Source organism: Lentzea flaviverrucosa, assembly GCF_003350445.1.
Lineage (GTDB): Bacteria > Actinomycetota > Actinomycetes > Mycobacteriales > Pseudonocardiaceae > Lentzea > Lentzea californiensis.
On sequence record NZ_QQAU01000001.1, the window covers coordinates 198,221 to 215,773 of the forward strand.

The following is a 17,553-nucleotide window of genomic DNA, read 5'->3' on the forward strand; positions in this document are numbered from 1 at the left end:
GGCTTCGCCTGTCCTCGAGCTATGACTCAACCGGATGCGTCGTCTCTTGATGTTGTGTTGCGGTTAGCGGCTTCCGCCTTCCTCGGCCGCTACACCGGTGCCTCGCGAGTGCACTCGGAGTCGGATCTGCGTTTGTTCTTCACCTGGTGCGCCGAGCGTGATCTCCCTCCGCTCACGGCCCAACGGGCGCAGATCGAGTTGTACGTGCGCTGGATGCAGGAAGTACGTCGGTTCAAGCCCTCCACGGTCTCGCGCCGCATGGCCGTCGTGACCGGGTTCTACCGGACCTGCGTGATCGACACAGTGCTCGAGCACTCACCCGCCGACTACGTCCGCCGACCACGAGTGCCCAACGAATCACCCGTGCTCGGGCTATCGCACCTGCAGTTCGAAGCCCTGCTCGCCGCCGCACGCGAGTCAACCAACCAGTTCGACTTCGCGCTGATCGCGATGCTCGGACTGCTCGGCCTGCGCATCTCCGAAGCCACCCACGCCGATGCCGACGATCTCGGCGAAGAACACGGCCACCGCGTGCTACTCGTACACGGCAAAGGCGGCAAGCAGACCCTCGTGCCCCTGCCGCCCGCGGTCGGACGAGCCATCGACCACGCCGTTGACACCCGTTCCGCGGGACCGATCCTGCTCAACCGGCGCGCCAGGCGGATGGATCGACACTGCGCAACCCGCCGACTACGACGGCTGGCCGAAGCCGCCATCGTGCGGCTACCTCCACTGCATCCACACCTCCTACGACACACCTATGCCACCACCATGCTCGACGCCGGAGTCGACCTCCGCGACGTCCAAATCGCCGCCCGGCACGCCGACCCACGCACCACCATGCGATACGACCGCGCCCGCAAGAACCTCGACCGCCACCCCAACTACATCCTCGCCGCCTACATGGCCTCAGCCACCTGACAACACACCTGCAACGAACCGGGTCGTCGTATCGCAGGCGCCCACGATGGCGGCCACACTGGCAAAGTAGGAAGGAGTGACCGAGGATGATCGTCCGAGGATGGAGCAACGGATCGCCACGGCTCTCCGGCGCGGGCTACGGACTGCGGCTCTCCGCCGCAGATCGAGACCAGCACTTCCGCCGCGAATGGACATTCGTCGAGATCGACCTTGGCCCCTACGGCATGACCAACGTGGCCCTGTCCGCCTCGTTCTGGCGAACCTGCATCGAATTGCGATGTGCGGACGTAGGACATTGGCTTGTCGCACAACAGCTTGCGCCATGGCCGAAGGGGGCACCCCCGCACCTCAACCTTGAGCACCTCGGCGACGCCCGCTTCCGACTCACCAACCAGAAGTAGGCACCCGCTGGACGACCGTCCGACCATGCCGATGTGCGGACGTTCGGAGCTACCGTCGGCCAGTTCCGTAGCGCCTGAACGGTGGCGGCTTCAAGTCGATCGCGCACCGTCGAGGTTCGAGCGGATGGTCCTAGTTGTGGGATGGTCAGGTCCCAGCAGCCGCTCGCAGTCCGCGAGGGTGGCCTCGTACAGCGGGATCGCCCGGCCCAGATCACCCGCCGCCAGGTAGGCGCCCGCGACGCGCCACCGATTTCTGTCTAGTGATTCACCACACGCATCTGTCCGAAGTAGAGGCGCAGACTCGACTTCAGCGTCGAATCGACGCCAAGGGTGGCCCCGACGGCGTTCCGCACATGGATGCCACGCGGCCGCAACGCCACGGTGGGCGGAGCGCCGCTCGGCGGGACCGGCAGGTCGTCGACGCTGCCAAGCGCGTTGCGCGCGGCCCGTTGCAGCTCGGTAGCGCCCTCACCGGTTCGGAATGCGAAGAAGGCGTCACGGAAGTCCTTGTCCCGCAGCAACCTCGCGGCAGGCGCCCGGAACTCGTCCAGGTGGCGCTCGATGTGCGACTTCGCGCTGATGTCATCGCCGACGGCCACACCAGCCGAATTCCTGATGGTGCACGAGGAACCCGCTGGCAGCACGGCCGTACCGGACTCCCTGGCTACCACGTGCGCGCAGTCAGGCAGGAAGACAGCAAACAACAGGTACGCGAGCCAGCTTTCCTGATCAGCAATCTGCAGCTCGGCCGCCCAACTCAACGCCCAGCTGCCCGCGATGACCTTCTCCAACTCGGCCACGGAGACCACAGTCTGTTCGGGCCGGAAGTGCTCGATCACGGTGAGCCGGTTATGGTCGCCCACAATCACGGCCTGCGAGTCGGTGAACGTGACACCACGTTCACCAGTCGCCATCCCCATGCGAACAAGGATGGCGGCCGACGTGCCCGCACCCGCGACGCAGAGAACCGATGCATCCGTTTCGACGTGGGACAGCAGCGGCACGCCGTCCTGCTCGGCTTCCGGCTTGGCCGGTAGCCATCCCTGCTGTGCGGCGTTGCCGAAGTCGCGCCTGGCGTTAGCCTGCTGCTCTGGACTGACTACCGACTTGTTCTCGACGCTGGGCGTACCGATCACTGGTGGCACCTGTCGAGGTGTCAGGAACATGGTCACTCCCGAACAGTCACTTCTTGATGTGGAAAGTCACCTTGTTCTGATCGCCATTGATCACGCCGATGCTGTCGGTCACCGTCACCTGGTATTTGGGCCCTCGCTCGGCCAACTCGCGTAGTTCGCGAGCCTTCCGCAGCACTTCGGGCCGCTCCGCCACTCCCGCGGCGACCAACGCCGCCACCAGTTCGTCCCGATACGCGCCCGGATCGGCCAACTGCTCGTCATCATCGCCCCTGCGCAAGAGCTTGCCTACCAACGACTTCAGCCCCTGGTACGACTCCTTGACCGCACTGGACGCGGTGTCCGTCATTCCAGCCGCCGCACCAGCCGTTAACGCGGCCACGATCAACTCTGCAGATTCGATCACAAGTGCCCCTCCCAAGCACAGAACGTTCCTTTGTACCCCCGCTAAACCGCAACGGCCCACCGCACTGGGCCGGATGAGTGACGGACAAAAGGATCGGATTCGTGCTCGTGCAGCTGCACGGCGCTCGACGTCAATAGGTGGATCGCCGACCTGCGCCAGCTCGGCTCCGCCACCACGGTCGCGATCATCGCCAAAGTGCTGTCGACGAAGAACACCTCCCCCACGTTCTCACCGCAAGATCATGGCCAAGAGCCCATATATGCAGCATGGCAGCCTAAATTCCAATCTGACACCGTCGAGCTGGCTCATCCAGCAAAGTGATCAGCGAGCCGCGACCGACCCGAACCTCCCCGCATGGCCGCCCAGCAAGCCAAGGGATTGGGCTTTGAGCACGGCGGAGACCTTGTCCGTGGCGCGCAGCTTTGCATAGACGTGCTCAAGATGCTTCTGCACCGTCCGCGGCGAGATCAGCAACCTGCGGGCAATCGCCCGTGCCGTCAGGCCGTCGGCCACCAACCCAAGCACCGCCACCTCGCGGTTCGTAAGACTGGCCTCATGCGAGGGTGCACGCGGCATCCACCGCTCCAACGCTTGAGCTTGTCGATCAAGGCCAATGAGTAGGGCCTGGAGTCGCCTCGCCAGCGTCAGATCGTCGTCTGAGAAGTCCGTGCCGCACGTGACCAGGACAAATGCCCGGTGGCAGTGCCCGTGCAGCGTGAGCGGGATCGCCATCTGATGCTCAACTTCGAGCGGCCGCATGATGTCCCCCCAGGCCGCGTAACACGGGTCCCACAGGGACTTCGGCACCCGACAAACGGTCTGAGCAACTGGATCGGCAGTGGCTGCGAACCAGCATATGAGTGGGTGCTGATGAAGGCGTGTCTGCATCCAGGCAATCGCATCGTCCCCTGGCTTCGCTCCAAGTTCCCACAGGTGGTGGTCAATTTGATCATCGGCCGTCCGGTGAATCCACGACCCTGCGTTGGCCCCAAAGGTGGTTACCAATCCGTCCAACAACTCCCTATGCGGAAGCACAGTCACTGGCTCCGCTAGCAAGTCACGAACGATGTCAAGCCAGCGCCCAAGGCGATCTTCCATGCGCCATCATCCTCCCCCCGATGAAGCCGGTTCACAGCCTCCACACAAGGTACGGCAGCCGCCGTACGTACTAGTGCGTATTTGCTCACGAACCTCGTCAAGGAAATGATGAACCACCTGGTTGCATCAACGATGAAGTATTCCAACATCGAAGAATATCAACTCAGGGAAATCAGTGTAGCGCCGACAGTAATACCGAGGCGTTCACTACGGTTGATCAAAGACTGACACAGGGAGACTGAGATGACAGATCGCGATCAAGTAGTCGCTTACCTGACGCAATACGGCTACGTGGCGCCATCCGACACCGAGCCAGGGAAGGGCGTTGCTGCGAGCAACGAGCTCCTGCAGGTGGCAGTCGCACAGTTCCAGGAACTGGCCGCAGTGCCTGTTACGGGCGAACTCGACGACGTCACGCTCGAGGCGATGGACCGGCCACGCTGCGGCTTCCCCGACCGCGTGCCAGTCGCCTTACCCGGCTCAGCCGACTCCGACGAGTTCAACACATCCGGTACACGGTGGACCCAAGCGATCATCACCTACAGGATCTACAACACTTCGCCGGACCTGGACGACGGCCGGCAACGTCAGATCGTCCGGGAAGCCTTCGACCGGTGGTCGGCCGTTGTGCCACTCCTGTTCGTCGAGGTCGGCGCTGACCAAGAGGGCGACATTCGCATTCGCTTCGCCGCCGGCGCTCACAACGAATCGCACCCGTTGACCGTCGACCCTGCCTTCGACGGTCCCGGGCGGGTGTTGGCGCACGCGTTCTTCCCACCGCCCAACGCAGCCGACCTCGCAGGTGACATCCACCTCGATGAGGACGAGACATGGCAAGACGGCGTTGGTGGCACAGGGTTCGATCTGCTCACCGTGCTGGTCCACGAGATCGGCCACTCACTCGGCCTGAGGCACACGGATGTGCCCAACTCGACCATGAACCCGTTCTACCCCACGCCCAATGTGCCCGCGGCCGACGACCGAGCCGGGATCCGTCAGGTCTACCGCGAGCACATCTGGATCGCCTCGCTCTACCGAGACCTCCTGAGCCGCCGGTTCGACGACACCGGTCTCGACGGTTGGGTGCAGTACCGACTCAACGGCGCCACCATCGACGCAGTCGTCCGCGGGTTCTGCTACTCACAGGAGCATTCCGAGCGGATCGCTAGCCAGTTGTACTTCAAACTGCTCGACCGAGCGGGAAGCCCCCAGGAGGTGGCTGGTTGGGCCGACCTGTTGCGCCGCGGCACGAGCCGACAAGCCGTCATGATCGGGTTCCTCGCCAGCCCGGAGTACCAGCGCAAGCATTCCAGCGCGGAACGCTTCGTCGAGTCGTTGTATCGACGACTGCTCAACCGGCAGCCCGATCCCGCTGGCTACGTCGGATGGCTTGATCAGATGAAGCGCGGTGCCACCCATCGCGACGTCGCGTGGGGTTTCCTCTACTCGGAGGAGTACACCCGCAGCCTGGTGAACGAGCAGTACGTGCAGTTCCTCCGGCGCACCCCGGATCCGACCAGCTGGCAGGCTTGGGCCGACCGCGTGCGAAGAGGACTGGCCCATCAAGATCTGGTCACCGGTCTGCTGGCTTCGGACGAGTACCGCAACGCCGTGGTGAGTTGGTGGTAGGCGTCAAGTTGTCAGCTTGCTCCGTCGCCATGGCGCATGGCTGGCACCCGGCCTACATGAATCAAAAGGCGTTGAGGTCCGTAGTCTTCAGCACCCAGCCGACTGCCTCATCCGCCTAGCCGTGAACTCGCCGCTCCGCAGAGCGACGGACGCTGATCCAAACGTCCTCTCGTGCCGCGAGGCGCGTCCTCACATGCCGAAGCGAGTGCGGGGACCGACTCGGCGAGGATGCGGCGGTGCCTCAGGATCAGGCTCAGTGGGTGCCGTTCTGTACCGGATAGTGGATGACGACCGCACCACCGATGGCGTAGTTGGCGACATCGGCAGCCACCTGCCGGCCCTGCGGAGACTCCCTCGCCGCGGTCATTGCCTCAGCGTCAGCGAACTCAGCCTCGAAAACCGCGAAGTACGGCGTCTGTCCCTGCGTCGCCGCCACCTCGAAGCTGTAGCGCCACGCATGCAGGCCTGGCATGCGCGTAACCAGCGAAAGGTGGTTGTTCACGTAGTAGTCGCGGAAGTGGTCGGGATCGGGATACAGCACCACCAGCTTGTGCACAACAACCTTCGTACAGCGGCGAGCGACCACAACGCCCCAGTGCGCGATCAACGCGACGTGGACGGTAGATCAGACTCCACGCCAAGATCAAGTGTGTTGCGGATGAGCCGATGATCTGACCGGTGACCCAGCCCTGCGGGCGATACGACAATTCGCCGCCACCCACGCATTCACATGCCGCCGACCGGGCGGACCCATGGCGCGGTGCGTCGTGAGGTGGGCCGCCAATGTCGCGGCACCGCTACGGTTGTCGGGTGGGCAAGCGGCGGACCGACAACGAGGCCACTAACGTGGTCGGTGCGGTGGTGCAGGCCGGGGACGTTCACGGAGACATCAGGATCAGGGTGTCGCAGCCGCAGCGACCGGCGGTCCAGCCCCCTCGCCAGTTGCCATCGGACGTCCTAGGGTTCTCCGGGCGTGAAACCGAGATCGAAGCGCTGGACAACCTGCTAGGGAATGCTCCGGACACCGGCCCTGTGGTGATCTCGGCGGTGTCCGGGATGCCAGGAGTCGGGAAGACCGCGCTGGCCGTGCATTGGGCGCATCGCGTACGCCACCGATTCCCGGACGGCGACCTTTACCTTGATCTGCAGGGTTACGACGTGGGACAACCGGTCTCCGCCGAGGACGCGTTGGCCTCGCTGTTGCGAACGGTGGTGGGAGGTGACGAGCCGCTGCCTCCTGGTCTGTCCGAGCGGGCAGCACGGTTTCGCACCGCGCTGGCGAACCGTCGGATGCTGGTAGTCCTCGACAACGCCCGCAGCCCCGAGCAGGTGCGGTTTCTACTACCGGGGACCGGTTCGAGCTTCGTGCTGGTGACCAGCCGTGACAGCCTCGCTGGGTTGGTGTCCCGACACGGGGCGCATCGGTTGGACCTGGACCTGTTGACGCCCGCTGAGGCTGTCGCGTTGTTCGGCGTGTTGGTCGGCGAGCGGGCGATGGCCGAGCCAGCTGCAGCCAGGCTCCTGTGCGAATGGAGCGGGCTGCTGCCGTTGGCGGTGCGGGTGACCGCCGAGATGGTCAACCGCTACGAGACGGAGACCTTAGCCGATCTCGCGACTGAGCTGGCCGGGGTGCAGCAAGACCGTTTGGAGCTGCTCGACGCCGGCGGGGACGATCGGACTGCGGTGAGCGCCGTCTTCTCCTGGTCGTATCGGCAGCTGCCTGATGACGCGGCGCGGGTGTTCCGCCTAGTCGGGGTCGCACCGGGACATGCTCTGGATATCTTCGCAGTGGCCGCGTTAGCCGGGATGGAGCTGGCCGTAGCGCGCAAAGCGGTGCGGGTGTTGCTCCAGGCGCATCTTGTCGAGCGCCTCGACAAGACACGCATCCACATACACGACCTCGTCCGCTCCTACGCCGCAGGCTTGCACGACGCGCAGACCACCGCGTCTGAGCAGAGTGGGGCGCTCGGCCGCCTTTTCCGGTACTACCTGGTCGCCGGTTGTCGGGCGATCGAAGCCAGCGACCCTCGGCGCCGCGGCCGGTGGTCGCTCAACCTCACAGACGTGATCGAGACACCGTCGTTCGCGGACGCTGATAAGGCGTGGACATGGCTGAACGACCAGCATCGCAACCTTGCGGCCATCGTGGACGCGATCGACGGCAGTGATGTCGTGGCCGCCGAGGAGATATCGGTGGCCGAGCAGATCTTGGGACTACTCGCACACCAGGACGGCAGCTTCTCCACTGCCTTAGCGCGCTTCGACCGCGCGACGGAGACGGCTTTCCGCGACAAGTCCAGCTCATTGGACACCATCTGGCTCGACCAGGTCGAGACGATGCTCGCGGCCGGCATGGCGGACGCGGCAGCGGAGTACCTCGACGAGCTGCTGATACAGCTCCGCAAGGCCGGACGGCGCCCCGACGTGTTGCACGCGATCGCTTCAGCGGAGCACGCGCGCTCCAAGTGTGCACTGCTCCAAAGGGACTACTGGCGGGCGAGGCGCCTGGTGCGGTCTGCCGCGCGGCGCTTCGCCGACCTGGGCGACCACCTGTGGCACGCGGTCGCGAAACTGACGGAACTTCGCGTCACCACAGCCGCGTCCACCTCCGCCGGTACGAGGAGCGGAGCGCACCTGGCCGAAGCGCTGTCCCTCTCACGTCAGCTACGGGACTTCGGGCTGCTCGACGATGCGGACATGGCGGACCTGCTGGCCGTGCGCCTGGAACTACGCCGCAGACGACTCGCATCGGCCGCCGCCCGGATGTCTCAGCTGTCGCCGCCGCGCCACAACACTCCCATCGACCACCACTTGCTGCGACGGCTGGCCGCCGCAGAGGTCGCCGAGGCCAAGGGCGATCCCGCGGCCGCCCTGCGGGAGGCTGACGTCGGACTTGCCGATCTCGACAAGGCACGTGACCAGTTCGGTGGGCTTGACCAAGTGCGCAACGCCGCAGTACACGCGCAGGAACTCGGCGAACTGGCGGTGCGCATCGCAATCGAGCACGACCACGACGCCACCGCCGTGCTGCTGTGGGCGGAACGCACGAGGGCACAGTCCAATCGGCACACCTTCCTGCCCGTCGACAACCCGGAACTCGACCTCATCATCGACGACCTGCGCCGCGTCAGCCGGACCCTGTTGCGTGAGCGCCTAGACGACATGCCAACAGGAGACACCGAGGCGCGTCAGCGCGCACTCGAACGGAAAGCGCTACGCCTTGGATGGCGCACCCGAACGCTGGGCACCGCCGCACCGCTGGCGCGCTTCGACGACATCGTCGAGGCACTCGGCGACCACCATGCGCTCGTCGAATTCCTCGTCCACGCGAACAACCTGCACGCGGTGCTCGTCGCACGAGGTGAGGCTCGACTCGTCGCGCTCGGCTCCACGTCGGAAGTCCAAGAGATTACGTGGAAACTGCACCTGGACATGAACGCGCTGGCACCGGATCACCTCCCCGAACCGCTCGTGAAGGTGATCTCCGGCTCAGCCAGAAAGCAAGCCGAGCGACTCGACCGCATCCTGATGACCGCCCTGCTCGACATCGTCGAGGACTTGAACCTGGTCCTGGTGCCGACCGGTGCCCTGTTCGCCTTGCCGTGGGGCTGTCTCCCCTCGTTGAGGAGGCGGCCGACGACTGTAGCGCCCTCAGCCAACGCCTGGCTGAATGCCACCCGCCGCGGCCGCCAGCCGGCGGGAGAGAGCGTGGTGCTGGTGAGCGGTCCCGGCTTGCCGTGGACAAAGTCGGAGACCAAACGACTCACGTCGCTGTATCCCGGCGCCCTAGTGCTGAGCGGGGACGAAGCACGGATCGACGCCGTCCTGCACGCGTTGGAACACTCCGAGACGGCCCATGTGGCAGCACACGGTCACCACGAATCCGCCACCCCGATGCTCTCCCGCCTAGAACTGGCGGACGGACCGCTGTTCGCCCACCACATCACCCGCTTGCGCAACCCACCCCGACACGTTGTCCTCGCCGCAGGCCAACTGGCCCTTCACAGAGTGGGACCGGGCGACGAGATCCTCGGCTTTGCCGCCGCCCTGCTCACCGCGGGGACGACTACGATCACGGCGGCCGTGACAAAGGTGGGCGATGCCGCCACCCACAGGACGATGCTGGACTACCACCGGGCTCTTGCAGCAGGAGCCACAGCCGCCCAAGCCCTCGCCGTGGCAACTGCACCGGACCCGTTCCGTCGGCCCTTTGTGATATTCGGCGCCGACTCCCTGTAAGAGAAGGATCTGTCCAGCACATTTCGTACACCAGCGACGCAGCGAACGAACGTCCGCTCATGCCGCTTATCGCGTTGGCCGAGCACGCTCATGCCGATGATCGAATGCCGGGTCGAGTCGATCGTGCACCCACGCACACCCGATACGTTCTGAGCCGCCACACCACGTGAGCCGGTCCTGGACGCCGTCGTGGCGCCTGGAACCGGCCCTTGGGCTGGTGTCAGGGCTTCTCGAAGTGCTGGTAGTCGATCGGCGTGTCCCAGAAGCCGCCCCAGGTCCAGCCGCGCGTGGTGAACGCCTGCTCGGTGGCGTCGCCCGCGTGGATCATGCCGGGCACGTTCTGGGTGCGGTCGACGTAGGTCGCGCCGTTGGGCGGGTAGACCGCGCCGCTGCGGGAGATGTACGGGTTCTGGACGGTGTTGATGTCGATGGCCCGCCCGTAGGAGTGGTTGGACCAGGCGGTGCCGCCCGTGATCGGCCGGCAGTTGAACGCGGAGGTGTTGTTCGCCGCCATCGACGCGTCGTCGTCGGAGTCGTACTTCTCGATGGTCTCCATCCGCTGGATGGGGAACCGGCCGAAGTACAGGTCGGCGAAGACGCGGGCGACCTCGGTGGCGAGATCGGCGTTGACGACCAGTTCGCCGCGGTGCACCGCACCGTCGAAGCCGACGAAGTTCAGGCTGACCAGCCGCAGTTGATCGGGCCCGACGGGACAGCCTTCGCGCCAGCTGGAGGCGAGCCGCTTCGCGGTGACCGGCTTGATGACGGCGACGTAGGGCGGGAGGTAGCTGCCGGCCGGCGCGGCGTACTCCACGGTCCGGGCGGTGGAGGCGGGCGCCGGCGTGGCGCCGACCAGGACCACGGACAGTGTGAGCGTGATGAGCGCGAAGACTCTGGTTCTCAACCTCAAAACACTTCCTCTCGATCTCGGCTACGACAGAGGGGGATTCGCCGTGGTTCGGGCACTTCGGGGCGCCCGTGTGGAATCCACCTGCCGGGCCACGCAGGAGAAGTAGCTCATCGACAGCGATCGTCAGCGGACTGTTTCCGGCCGTTCACCCCCAGCCGTGCGAAGACGCCCTCGGGGATCGACACTGCCAGCGGTGCGCGAACAACGTCAACTTCGCTGAAACGTTTCGGCCCTCCCCGAAACGTCCAGTGGCGCGGGAACCGGGATACACCGGGGCCGGCAGCCTGTGGTTGTCGTCGGCCGCAACCGGCCTGCCGGTCGCCAGTCACAGCTGGATCGACGTGCTGCTCGCGCGCAGATGGACCCAGCGTTCACGCGCATGTGCAACGTCCGCTCATGCCGCTGATCGCTCCACCGCGGCGTGCGTCTGCCCGCGATTACGGGTTCCCGAGCCACGTTTCGGCATCTTGCCGGGATCCGATTGAGGGCTTTCACCTTGTCAGGCAGGTGAGCGCGTTCGCAGCGAGTCGCCGGACATCGCAGAACAGCGATCGCGTTGTACGACAGCAACGACACCCGCGCCGGTGACGGCTACATCGTCACCGGCGCGTCGTGGGCTGGCGGGGACGGCCTGCGGCACGACGCGCCGGTGACGATGGGCCCACTTGTGTCGGTACCGACACCGCCACGAAGACCCGCGTGATCTCCGGAACCGTGGTGCACACGGACGAAGTCACCGGGATCGGTCAGCGGATCGAGCTCGACAACGGCAGTGTCGTACTGCATCCGCCACTCGCCGAGCTCACGGAACCCGACATCGCGACGCTGCAATGCTTCACCGACAGGCAGTGGATGTGCTGGCGTCCGGGCGAAGACTCGTTCGAGGACCCCGTCTGACGTGCTTGCGAACAACACCCGCTCATGCCGCGTGGAGCGCGGGGTCATCGTTCGTCGCTGCCGTGCGCCAGGAACGGATTCGCTCCCCGGGCCCAGCCGAGGAACCGCCTGCCTTTACCGCGTCGCATCGTCCCGGCCGGTGTGAAACGGTCTCCGTCGAGCACTTGCAGGAGCCCCTCTGCAGCGGGCGCGAGCCGGATGTCGCGAACCTCGGTGCTGAACCGCACCGCCAGCGACATCTGCTCAGCGGGTTCGCAGAAGCTGAGCAGGAACAGGGCCTGGCGCCACGCGTACGCGGTGTTCTTCACCTGGATCAGCGCCGCGTGCAGGTGGTCCGTGCGCTGGGACTGCCTGCGCACGATCCAGCTGAGCGTGCGCCCCGCCAGTTCCGGCGCGCGTTGACGCAGCTCGTCGGTCAGGTCCAGGGCATCGACCAGCACGGCGAGGTTGTGCGTGGTCAGGATCTGGCTCTGTTCCAGCAGCATGCCGTTGGCCGCGACGGAGCCACCGGACGTGCCCGCGCGCTGCCGGCACAGCTCGGTGAAGTCCGCGGCGGTCTTCTTGCCCCAGCGCAGGAGCGTGCGCTCCGGCTTGGACCAGTTCGCGGGCAGGTCGTAGTAGTTCGCGTAGAGCGTGCCCTCCAGCAGGCGGCTGGCCACCGCGGCGGCGGCGCGCCACTTGGTGGTGAACGTGCCCATGAAGATGTCCGCGGCCACCTCCTCCACGAGCGGCAGGTCCAGTTCCGCCTGCTTCGCGAGTGTCCTGATCTCGGTCACCAGCGGGTTCGGCAGCACTGCTTGTGGGAACGCGGTGAGCGCCAGCATCGTGATCTGCCGCAGGGCGCGGTGAGCGGCTGTGGCGTTGTCCGGCTGGGGTGACCTGCAGGGCTCGAGGACCTGGACCCAGGGCAGTTCGGTGAACTGCACCTGATGCTCGAGGTTGAGCAGCAGCAGGCCGCGGCGGCGCCGGAACGCCGTGTAGGTCTGCTCGTGCAGCCCCGCCACGACCGGGTCGTCGAACGCCGCGCTGAGCAACCGCGAGGTGAGCTGCGGCAGCACGGTCGCCAGCGTTTCCCCTGAGGTGATCACGCCGAGGCGCACCAACTCGTCCGCAGGTGCCTCCAGTGCCCGCGCCGCCTTGTGCACCAGGACGTCCGGCATCGTTGTGCCGCAAGGGATCTCGGTGGTCGTCTCCGCTTCGGACACCGCGGCCGTCGCGACGTCGAGCGACGGCAGGCCGCCGTCGGACGGGAACCGGTCGAGCCTCGACGCGAGCACATCGGCCAGCGCGGCGTTCGTCGGCGCCGTGACGGCCGCGGTCTGGGCGGCGTGCCACGCGCCGCGTTGTGCCGTCTCCGGGGCGCCCCGGCGGCTCACCGTGTTCGCGATGGCGCGGCGGATCCGGCCGACCTCCCGCGCGGTGAGCGCGTCGCTGCCGTGCGAGCAGGACTCCAGCGCGCGGTGGAGTACCGCGAAGTTGCTCTTCGGATTGGTCTGCCTTCCGGAAGGCGCGACGGTGCGGCACATGTCGGCGAAGTCCGCGAGCCACTGGGCCCTGGCCGCCGCCCAGTCCGCGGGCCACGTCCGGCACGGCAAGCCGCCGTGCACGGATCCGTCCTCCCCCAGCCGCGGCAGCTCACCGTCGAGGGTGCGGCACCACAACGCCACCAGCCGGTCGTACAGCGGGTCCCACGCCGTCAGCGTGGCGCGCATCTTCGCGATCTGCTCGGGCACACGCAGGGACGCGGCGGCATCCCGCACCGAGGCCACCCGGACGGCGGAGTCCGACGGCCGGGCGATCGGTTCGAAGCGCGGCGTCAGCCGCAGCCGGTGCATCAGCGGCCGCAGCTCGGCGACCAGGTCGAGGGCCTGCTCCGGGAAGCCCTTGTCCAGGAGCAACGCCACCACGGGCAGCGCCCCGTCCTCGGGCAGCTCGACCCGGAACCGCCCGGAGCGCACAGCGTCCAGGAGCTCGGCCTGACCGGCGTCGCCGAGGTACCACAGGTTGAGCCGTTCCCGGTCGTTGCCGCCCGGCACCTCGTCCGGGAGGGACGCGACGCGGGCGGTCTCGTCCTCGGACAGCGGTACCTCGGCCAGGTACCTGCCGGTCGCGAAGCCACCGTGCGCGACCTCGAGCGTCACCCACGCCGGGGTGTCCGCGACCGGGGTGCGGGAACCGACCGCGAGCGTGCCGCCGGCCATCCCGCTGACGACGTCCTCCCAGCGACGCGACTTCCGCAGCGCCCGCTCGCGGTCCGCCTCGGTACCCGCGGAGACCGCCGCGGCCAACGCCCGCGCCAGCTGACCGGTCGCGTATCCCGGCGAAGCAGTGCGGATCTGGTCGGACACGGCGGACTCCACGGTTGATAGGACATGGAGGCGGGAATCGAACCCGCGCCCTCCCCGTCCCGAGCGGGGTGATCTGCCACTGATCTACTCCATGAGGCGTACGAATCGTATCGACCACGTGCACCAGCCGCTGCCGATTTACCGCACGCCCCATGCGCCGCACTTCTCACGCTGCGGCGCGCCAGGCGTGGTAGCCGAGACCGATCGCACCGGCCGCCATCGGGATGCTGGTCAGCAGCCCGGCCAGGCCGCTGCCGGGGACCACGAACGTGACCACGACGAACAGCAGGCAGATCGGCACCCACTTCGGAACCGCGTGCGAGCGGAACAGGCCCACGCACTGCAGCACGGTGCCCAGCAGCACCAGGGCGGCACCGGGGATCATCATCGCGAACAGGTGGGCGGTGTCGTTGTTGGCCGCCTGGATCACCGCTTCGCCTGCCGCGGCTCCCACCGAGGGGTCGGTCGGGAAGAAGTAGGCCGCCGCCCAGCCCGCGCCGCCGGCGCCCTGCAGTCCGGTGCCGATCCACATGAGCGCGGCACCCCAGGTGGCCCAGGCGCTGCCGCGGCGGAGGACGAGGAACATCGTGGCCAGCGCCTGCAACGGGATGTTGACGACCTGCATCGCCGCCAGGCCGGTGAGCAGGCCCCACCACAGATCGCGGTCGGCCACGATGTCGGCGTACGAGTAGGTCTCGCCGCCGCCCGAGGGTTCCGGCCAGAGCAGGCCGCCCGCGACGGCGGCGACGGACGTGACGCCCAGGACGACCGCGAGGACGGCCACGCGGCCCCGAGTGGAACTTGCGGCGGTGTCGTGCGCCGCGGTGATGTCGACGGACATGGTTCCTGGCTCCTTCGGTGGATGAGGTCCGGGGGCTCCAGGGAACCGGCCCCAGGACTCCGGCCACATCGGTGCCGGCCCGGTACCGCGTCTCCGTGCTGACACGGAGGCCAGGCCGTCACACCGGCCTTACCCTGGGGCGATGAAGCTGGGACCGGGTCTTCTGGGCGTCTCCGCCGTGCTGACGGCGGGCGGCGCCTGGGTCCTGGTGCGCGTGCCGGGCCAGCCGGTCCTCGCGTTCGCCGGGCTTGCGGCGATCGGTCTGGCGATGGCGGCGCTGGGCGTGACGATCGGCTTCCGGGTGCGTGCCGATCCTGTCGGGCCACTCCTGGCCTGGGTCGGCGCGATCGTGGTCTTCCTGGCCGCGCGCGACGTCTACTACCGCGGCTGGCTCGCCGATCCGGAAGCGATCCCGCTGGACACACGCGTGGTCGCGTTGCTCAACGAGAGCGGCTGGTGGTTACTGGCCGCGGTCGCGTTGTTGCTGCTGCACTTCCCCGACGGCGCGCTGCCAGGCAGCCGGTGGTCCGCACTGCCGCCGCTGATCGTCGTGCTCTGCCTGGTGCAGCAGGGATTCGGTGCGGCGCCGAGGGAGCCGTTCACCGAGCCGATGGAGGGGCTCGCGAAGCCGTGGGGGCCGCCGTCCGACGTGGTCCACGTGCTCAGCTACGTCGTGAACATCGGGCTGGTCCTGGCGGTGCTGGCGGCCGGGGTCTCGCTGGCGGTGCGGTTCCGCCGGTCCGCCGGGGTGGTGCGGGCGCAGCTGAAGTGGCTCGCGTTCGCCGGGCTGGCCGTGACCGCCTACCCCGTCGTGTGCCTGGCCGAGATCGTCGTGACCGGGCGAAGTGGTGTCGTGGCAACGGTGTTCGGCGTCGTCACGATCGTCGCGCTGTTCTGCTCGGTCGGCATCGCCATGCTGCGTCACGACCTCTACGACGTGGACCGCGTGCTGGCCGACACGATCAGCTACACGATCGTCCTGCTGGTCCTGATCGGCGCGTACGCCCTGTCCGCGCTCACGATCGGCCTCGTCGCGGGCCAGGACTCCCCCGTCGCCGCAGCCGGGGCCACCGCGGTCTGCGCCGTGCTGCTCACGCCCGTCCGCCGGCGCCTGCAGCGGGTGGTGGACCGGCGGCTCTTCCCGCGGACCAGGGCTGCCCTGCTCGCCATCGAGGACCTGCAGCACCGAGTGCACACCCAGTCCGCCCAGCCGGAAGAGCTCGAGGCGACGCTGCGCGAGGCGTTGCGCGATCCGACTCTCCAGGTGGGACTGCTGCTCCCCTCCTCGGCGGGGTTCATCGACGCGAAGGGCGCGCCGGTGGCCGGCAGCGGGCTGGTCCCGATCACCCTCGGCGGCACGCAGATCGGCGTTCTCGGCGCGTCCGGCACCACCCCGGCCGTGCTGAAGGTCGTCGCCACCGCCGCCGCGAGTCTGGTGGAGGTCGCGCGGTTGCGCGGGGAGCTCGCCACCGCCCTGCGCGAGGTGGAGGCGAGCCGCACCCGGATCGTCCAGGCCGGGGACGCCGAACGGCACAGGCTCGAACGCGACCTGCACGACGGCGCCCAGCAACGGCTGGTGTCGCTCGGCATGGCGATGCGGCTGGCGCAACGCCAGCTGCCCAGCGGCTCCGTCGACGTGCACGCGTTGCTCGACCAGGGTGTCGCCGAGCTCGCCACCGCCATCGCCGAACTCCGGCAGATCGCGCACGGCCTGCGTCCCACCAGCCTCGACGACGGCCTGCACCACGCACTCGCCGCGCTCACGACCACGCTGCCGGTCCCGGTAGCACTGGAGATCATGTCCGAGTCGCTGACCGACGACATCGCGATCACCGCCTACTACGTCGCCGCCGAGGCGATCACCAACGCCGCCAAGCACGCGCACGCCGGTGCGATCACCGTCCGCGTCACCCAGCGGGCGGACGAGGTGAACGTGTTGGTGCAGGACGACGGCTGCGGCGGCGCCGATCCGCGCGGAGGGTCGGGACTGGCGGGCCTGGCCGACCGCGTCGCCGCGATCGGTGGAACGTTCCGGCTGCACAGCAGGCCGGGTGCCGGCACGACGGTCCAGGCGGTGCTGCCGTGCGCATCGTGATCGGCGAGGACTCGGCGTTGTTCCGGGAGGGTCTGGCGAGCCTGCTGTCCCACGCGGGGCACGACGTCGTGGGCCGTGCCGCCGACGCCGAGACCCTCGTGGACGTGGTCGCGCGGGCCGAACCCGACCTGGCCATCGTGGACGTGCGGATGCCGCCCGACCTGACCGACGACGGCGCGAGGGCCGCCCGCCGGATCCGGGCCGCGCAGCCCGGCGTCGCCATCCTGCTGCTGTCCCAGCACGTGGAGACGAAGCACTCGGTCGACCTGGTCAGCCAGGGCGCGTTCGGTTACCTGCTCAAGGACCGCGTGCTCGACGTCGACGACTTCCTGGAGTCGATCGCACGGGTCGCCGCCGGTGGGTCGGCCCTCGATCCCGAGGTGGTGGGCCGGCTGCTGGAACGGCCCACCACCGGGGCGCTCACCCCGCGCGAACGCGAGGTGCTCGGACTGATGGCCGAGGGCTGCACGAACGTCGCGATCGCGCGGAGGCTCTGGCTGACGGAACGCACCGTCGAGACCCACATCGGCAGCATCATGGCCAAACTCGGGCTGGCCGCGAACGTGGAGGAGCACCGCCGGGTGCTGGCCGTCCTGACCTATCTGGCCGAGTACGGCTGATGCTCCTCCACCTCA

The 17,553-nt window shown here is 67.6% G+C and carries 15 protein-coding genes and 1 tRNA gene; 7 read left to right on the top strand and 9 right to left on the bottom strand.

Annotation, left to right across the window (positions count from 1 at the left end; all coding sequences use genetic code 11):
• Nucleotides 1–132 precede the first annotated feature (132 nt).
• The gene (locus tag DFR72_RS01050) at nt 133–921 is read left to right on the top strand and encodes a tyrosine-type recombinase/integrase (protein WP_245982393.1); all 789 of its coding nucleotides are present in this window, start codon (nt 133–135) and stop codon (nt 919–921) included.
• An 86-nt stretch (nt 922–1,007) separates the two neighbouring features.
• Nucleotides 1,008–1,322 carry a hypothetical protein gene (locus DFR72_RS44830; RefSeq protein ID WP_143086672.1) on the top strand — a complete coding sequence of 105 codons (315 nt, stop codon included), beginning with the start codon at nt 1,008–1,010 and terminating at the stop codon, nt 1,320–1,322.
• Between the two features lie 90 nt (nt 1,323–1,412).
• Here the strand turns inward: DFR72_RS44830 and DFR72_RS47410 are convergent, their stop codons facing one another.
• The 4 genes from DFR72_RS47410 to DFR72_RS01075 all read right to left on the bottom strand — a co-directional run bounded on the left by DFR72_RS47410 (nt 1,413) and on the right by DFR72_RS01075 (nt 3,668).
• Nucleotides 1,413–1,547: a tetratricopeptide repeat protein gene (locus tag DFR72_RS47410; RefSeq protein ID WP_114773616.1), complete on the bottom strand. Its 135-nt coding sequence runs from the start codon at nt 1,545–1,547 to the stop codon at nt 1,413–1,415.
• Between the two features lie 32 nt (nt 1,548–1,579).
• Nucleotides 1,580–2,494 carry a hypothetical protein gene (locus DFR72_RS01060; RefSeq protein WP_143086671.1) on the bottom strand — a complete coding sequence of 305 codons (915 nt, stop codon included), beginning with the start codon at nt 2,492–2,494 and terminating at the stop codon, nt 1,580–1,582.
• 10 nt (nt 2,495–2,504) lie between these two features.
• Nucleotides 2,505–2,861, bottom strand: coding sequence for a hypothetical protein (locus DFR72_RS01065; protein ID WP_245982396.1), 357 nt, complete (start codon nt 2,859–2,861; stop codon nt 2,505–2,507).
• Nucleotides 2,862–3,182: 321 nt separating this feature from the next.
• On the bottom strand, nt 3,183–3,668 hold the full coding sequence (locus tag DFR72_RS01075) for a response regulator transcription factor (RefSeq protein WP_245982398.1): 486 nt from the start codon (nt 3,666–3,668) through the stop codon (nt 3,183–3,185).
• Nucleotides 3,669–4,202: 534 nt separating this feature from the next.
• Between DFR72_RS01075 and DFR72_RS01080 the strand changes: the two genes are divergently transcribed.
• Complete coding sequence (locus tag DFR72_RS01080) at nt 4,203–5,588, top strand: matrixin family metalloprotease (protein WP_090064458.1); 1,386 nt, start codon at nt 4,203–4,205, stop codon at nt 5,586–5,588.
• Between the two features lie 253 nt (nt 5,589–5,841).
• On the opposite strand, the gene DFR72_RS01085 is transcribed toward DFR72_RS01080, so the two are convergent.
• Complete coding sequence (locus tag DFR72_RS01085) at nt 5,842–6,144, bottom strand: EthD family reductase (RefSeq protein WP_090064457.1); 303 nt, start codon at nt 6,142–6,144, stop codon at nt 5,842–5,844.
• 254 nt (nt 6,145–6,398) lie between these two features.
• On the opposite strand from DFR72_RS01085, the gene DFR72_RS01090 reads away from it, so the two are divergent.
• Nucleotides 6,399–9,827 carry a CHAT domain-containing protein gene (locus tag DFR72_RS01090; protein WP_170176078.1) on the top strand — a complete coding sequence of 1,143 codons (3,429 nt, stop codon included), beginning with the start codon at nt 6,399–6,401 and terminating at the stop codon, nt 9,825–9,827.
• Nucleotides 9,828–10,047: 220 nt separating this feature from the next.
• Here DFR72_RS01090 and DFR72_RS01095 read toward each other — a convergent pair whose 3' ends face one another.
• Nucleotides 10,048–10,737, bottom strand: coding sequence for a M15 family metallopeptidase (locus DFR72_RS01095; protein WP_090064455.1), 690 nt, complete (start codon nt 10,735–10,737; stop codon nt 10,048–10,050).
• A gap of 699 nt (nt 10,738–11,436) precedes the next feature.
• Between DFR72_RS01095 and DFR72_RS01100 the strand changes: the two genes are divergently transcribed.
• A complete protein-coding gene (locus DFR72_RS01100; RefSeq protein ID WP_090064454.1) occupies nt 11,437–11,634 on the top strand; it encodes a hypothetical protein in 198 nt (65 codons plus the stop codon).
• A 44-nt stretch (nt 11,635–11,678) separates the two neighbouring features.
• On the opposite strand, the gene DFR72_RS01105 is transcribed toward DFR72_RS01100, so the two are convergent.
• The 3 genes from DFR72_RS01105 to DFR72_RS01115 all read right to left on the bottom strand — a co-directional run bounded on the left by DFR72_RS01105 (nt 11,679) and on the right by DFR72_RS01115 (nt 14,823).
• Nucleotides 11,679–13,982 carry a hypothetical protein gene (locus DFR72_RS01105; protein WP_090064617.1) on the bottom strand — a complete coding sequence of 768 codons (2,304 nt, stop codon included), beginning with the start codon at nt 13,980–13,982 and terminating at the stop codon, nt 11,679–11,681.
• Between the two features lie 22 nt (nt 13,983–14,004).
• Nucleotides 14,005–14,076: transfer RNA gene (locus DFR72_RS01110), tRNA-Pro, on the bottom strand.
• 72 nt (nt 14,077–14,148) lie between these two features.
• Nucleotides 14,149–14,823 carry a hypothetical protein gene (locus tag DFR72_RS01115; protein ID WP_090064453.1) on the bottom strand — a complete coding sequence of 225 codons (675 nt, stop codon included), beginning with the start codon at nt 14,821–14,823 and terminating at the stop codon, nt 14,149–14,151.
• 142 nt (nt 14,824–14,965) lie between these two features.
• On the opposite strand from DFR72_RS01115, the gene DFR72_RS01120 reads away from it, so the two are divergent.
• Nucleotides 14,966–16,918, top strand: a complete 1,953-nt coding sequence (locus DFR72_RS01120) for a sensor histidine kinase (protein WP_090064452.1) — start codon at nt 14,966–14,968, stop codon at nt 16,916–16,918.
• Nucleotides 16,906–17,538, top strand: coding sequence for a response regulator transcription factor (locus tag DFR72_RS01125; RefSeq protein ID WP_090064451.1), 633 nt, complete (start codon nt 16,906–16,908; stop codon nt 17,536–17,538). Before DFR72_RS01120 ends, DFR72_RS01125 begins: the two co-directional genes overlap by 13 nt.
• The last annotated feature ends 15 nt before the right edge of the window (nt 17,539–17,553 follow it).

Bases quoted from the DNA above. Each gene is read 5' to 3' on its own strand.
- DFR72_RS01120 (WP_090064452.1), top strand. From the start codon at position 14,966: ATGAAGCTGGGACCGGGTCTTCTGGGCGTCTCCGCCGTGCTGACGGCG.
- DFR72_RS01115 (WP_090064453.1), bottom strand. From the start codon at position 14,823: ATGTCCGTCGACATCACCGCGGCGCACGACACCGCCGCAAGTTCCACT.
- DFR72_RS44830 (WP_143086672.1), top strand. From the start codon at position 1,008: ATGATCGTCCGAGGATGGAGCAACGGATCGCCACGGCTCTCCGGCGCG.
- DFR72_RS01080 (WP_090064458.1), top strand. From the start codon at position 4,203: ATGACAGATCGCGATCAAGTAGTCGCTTACCTGACGCAATACGGCTAC.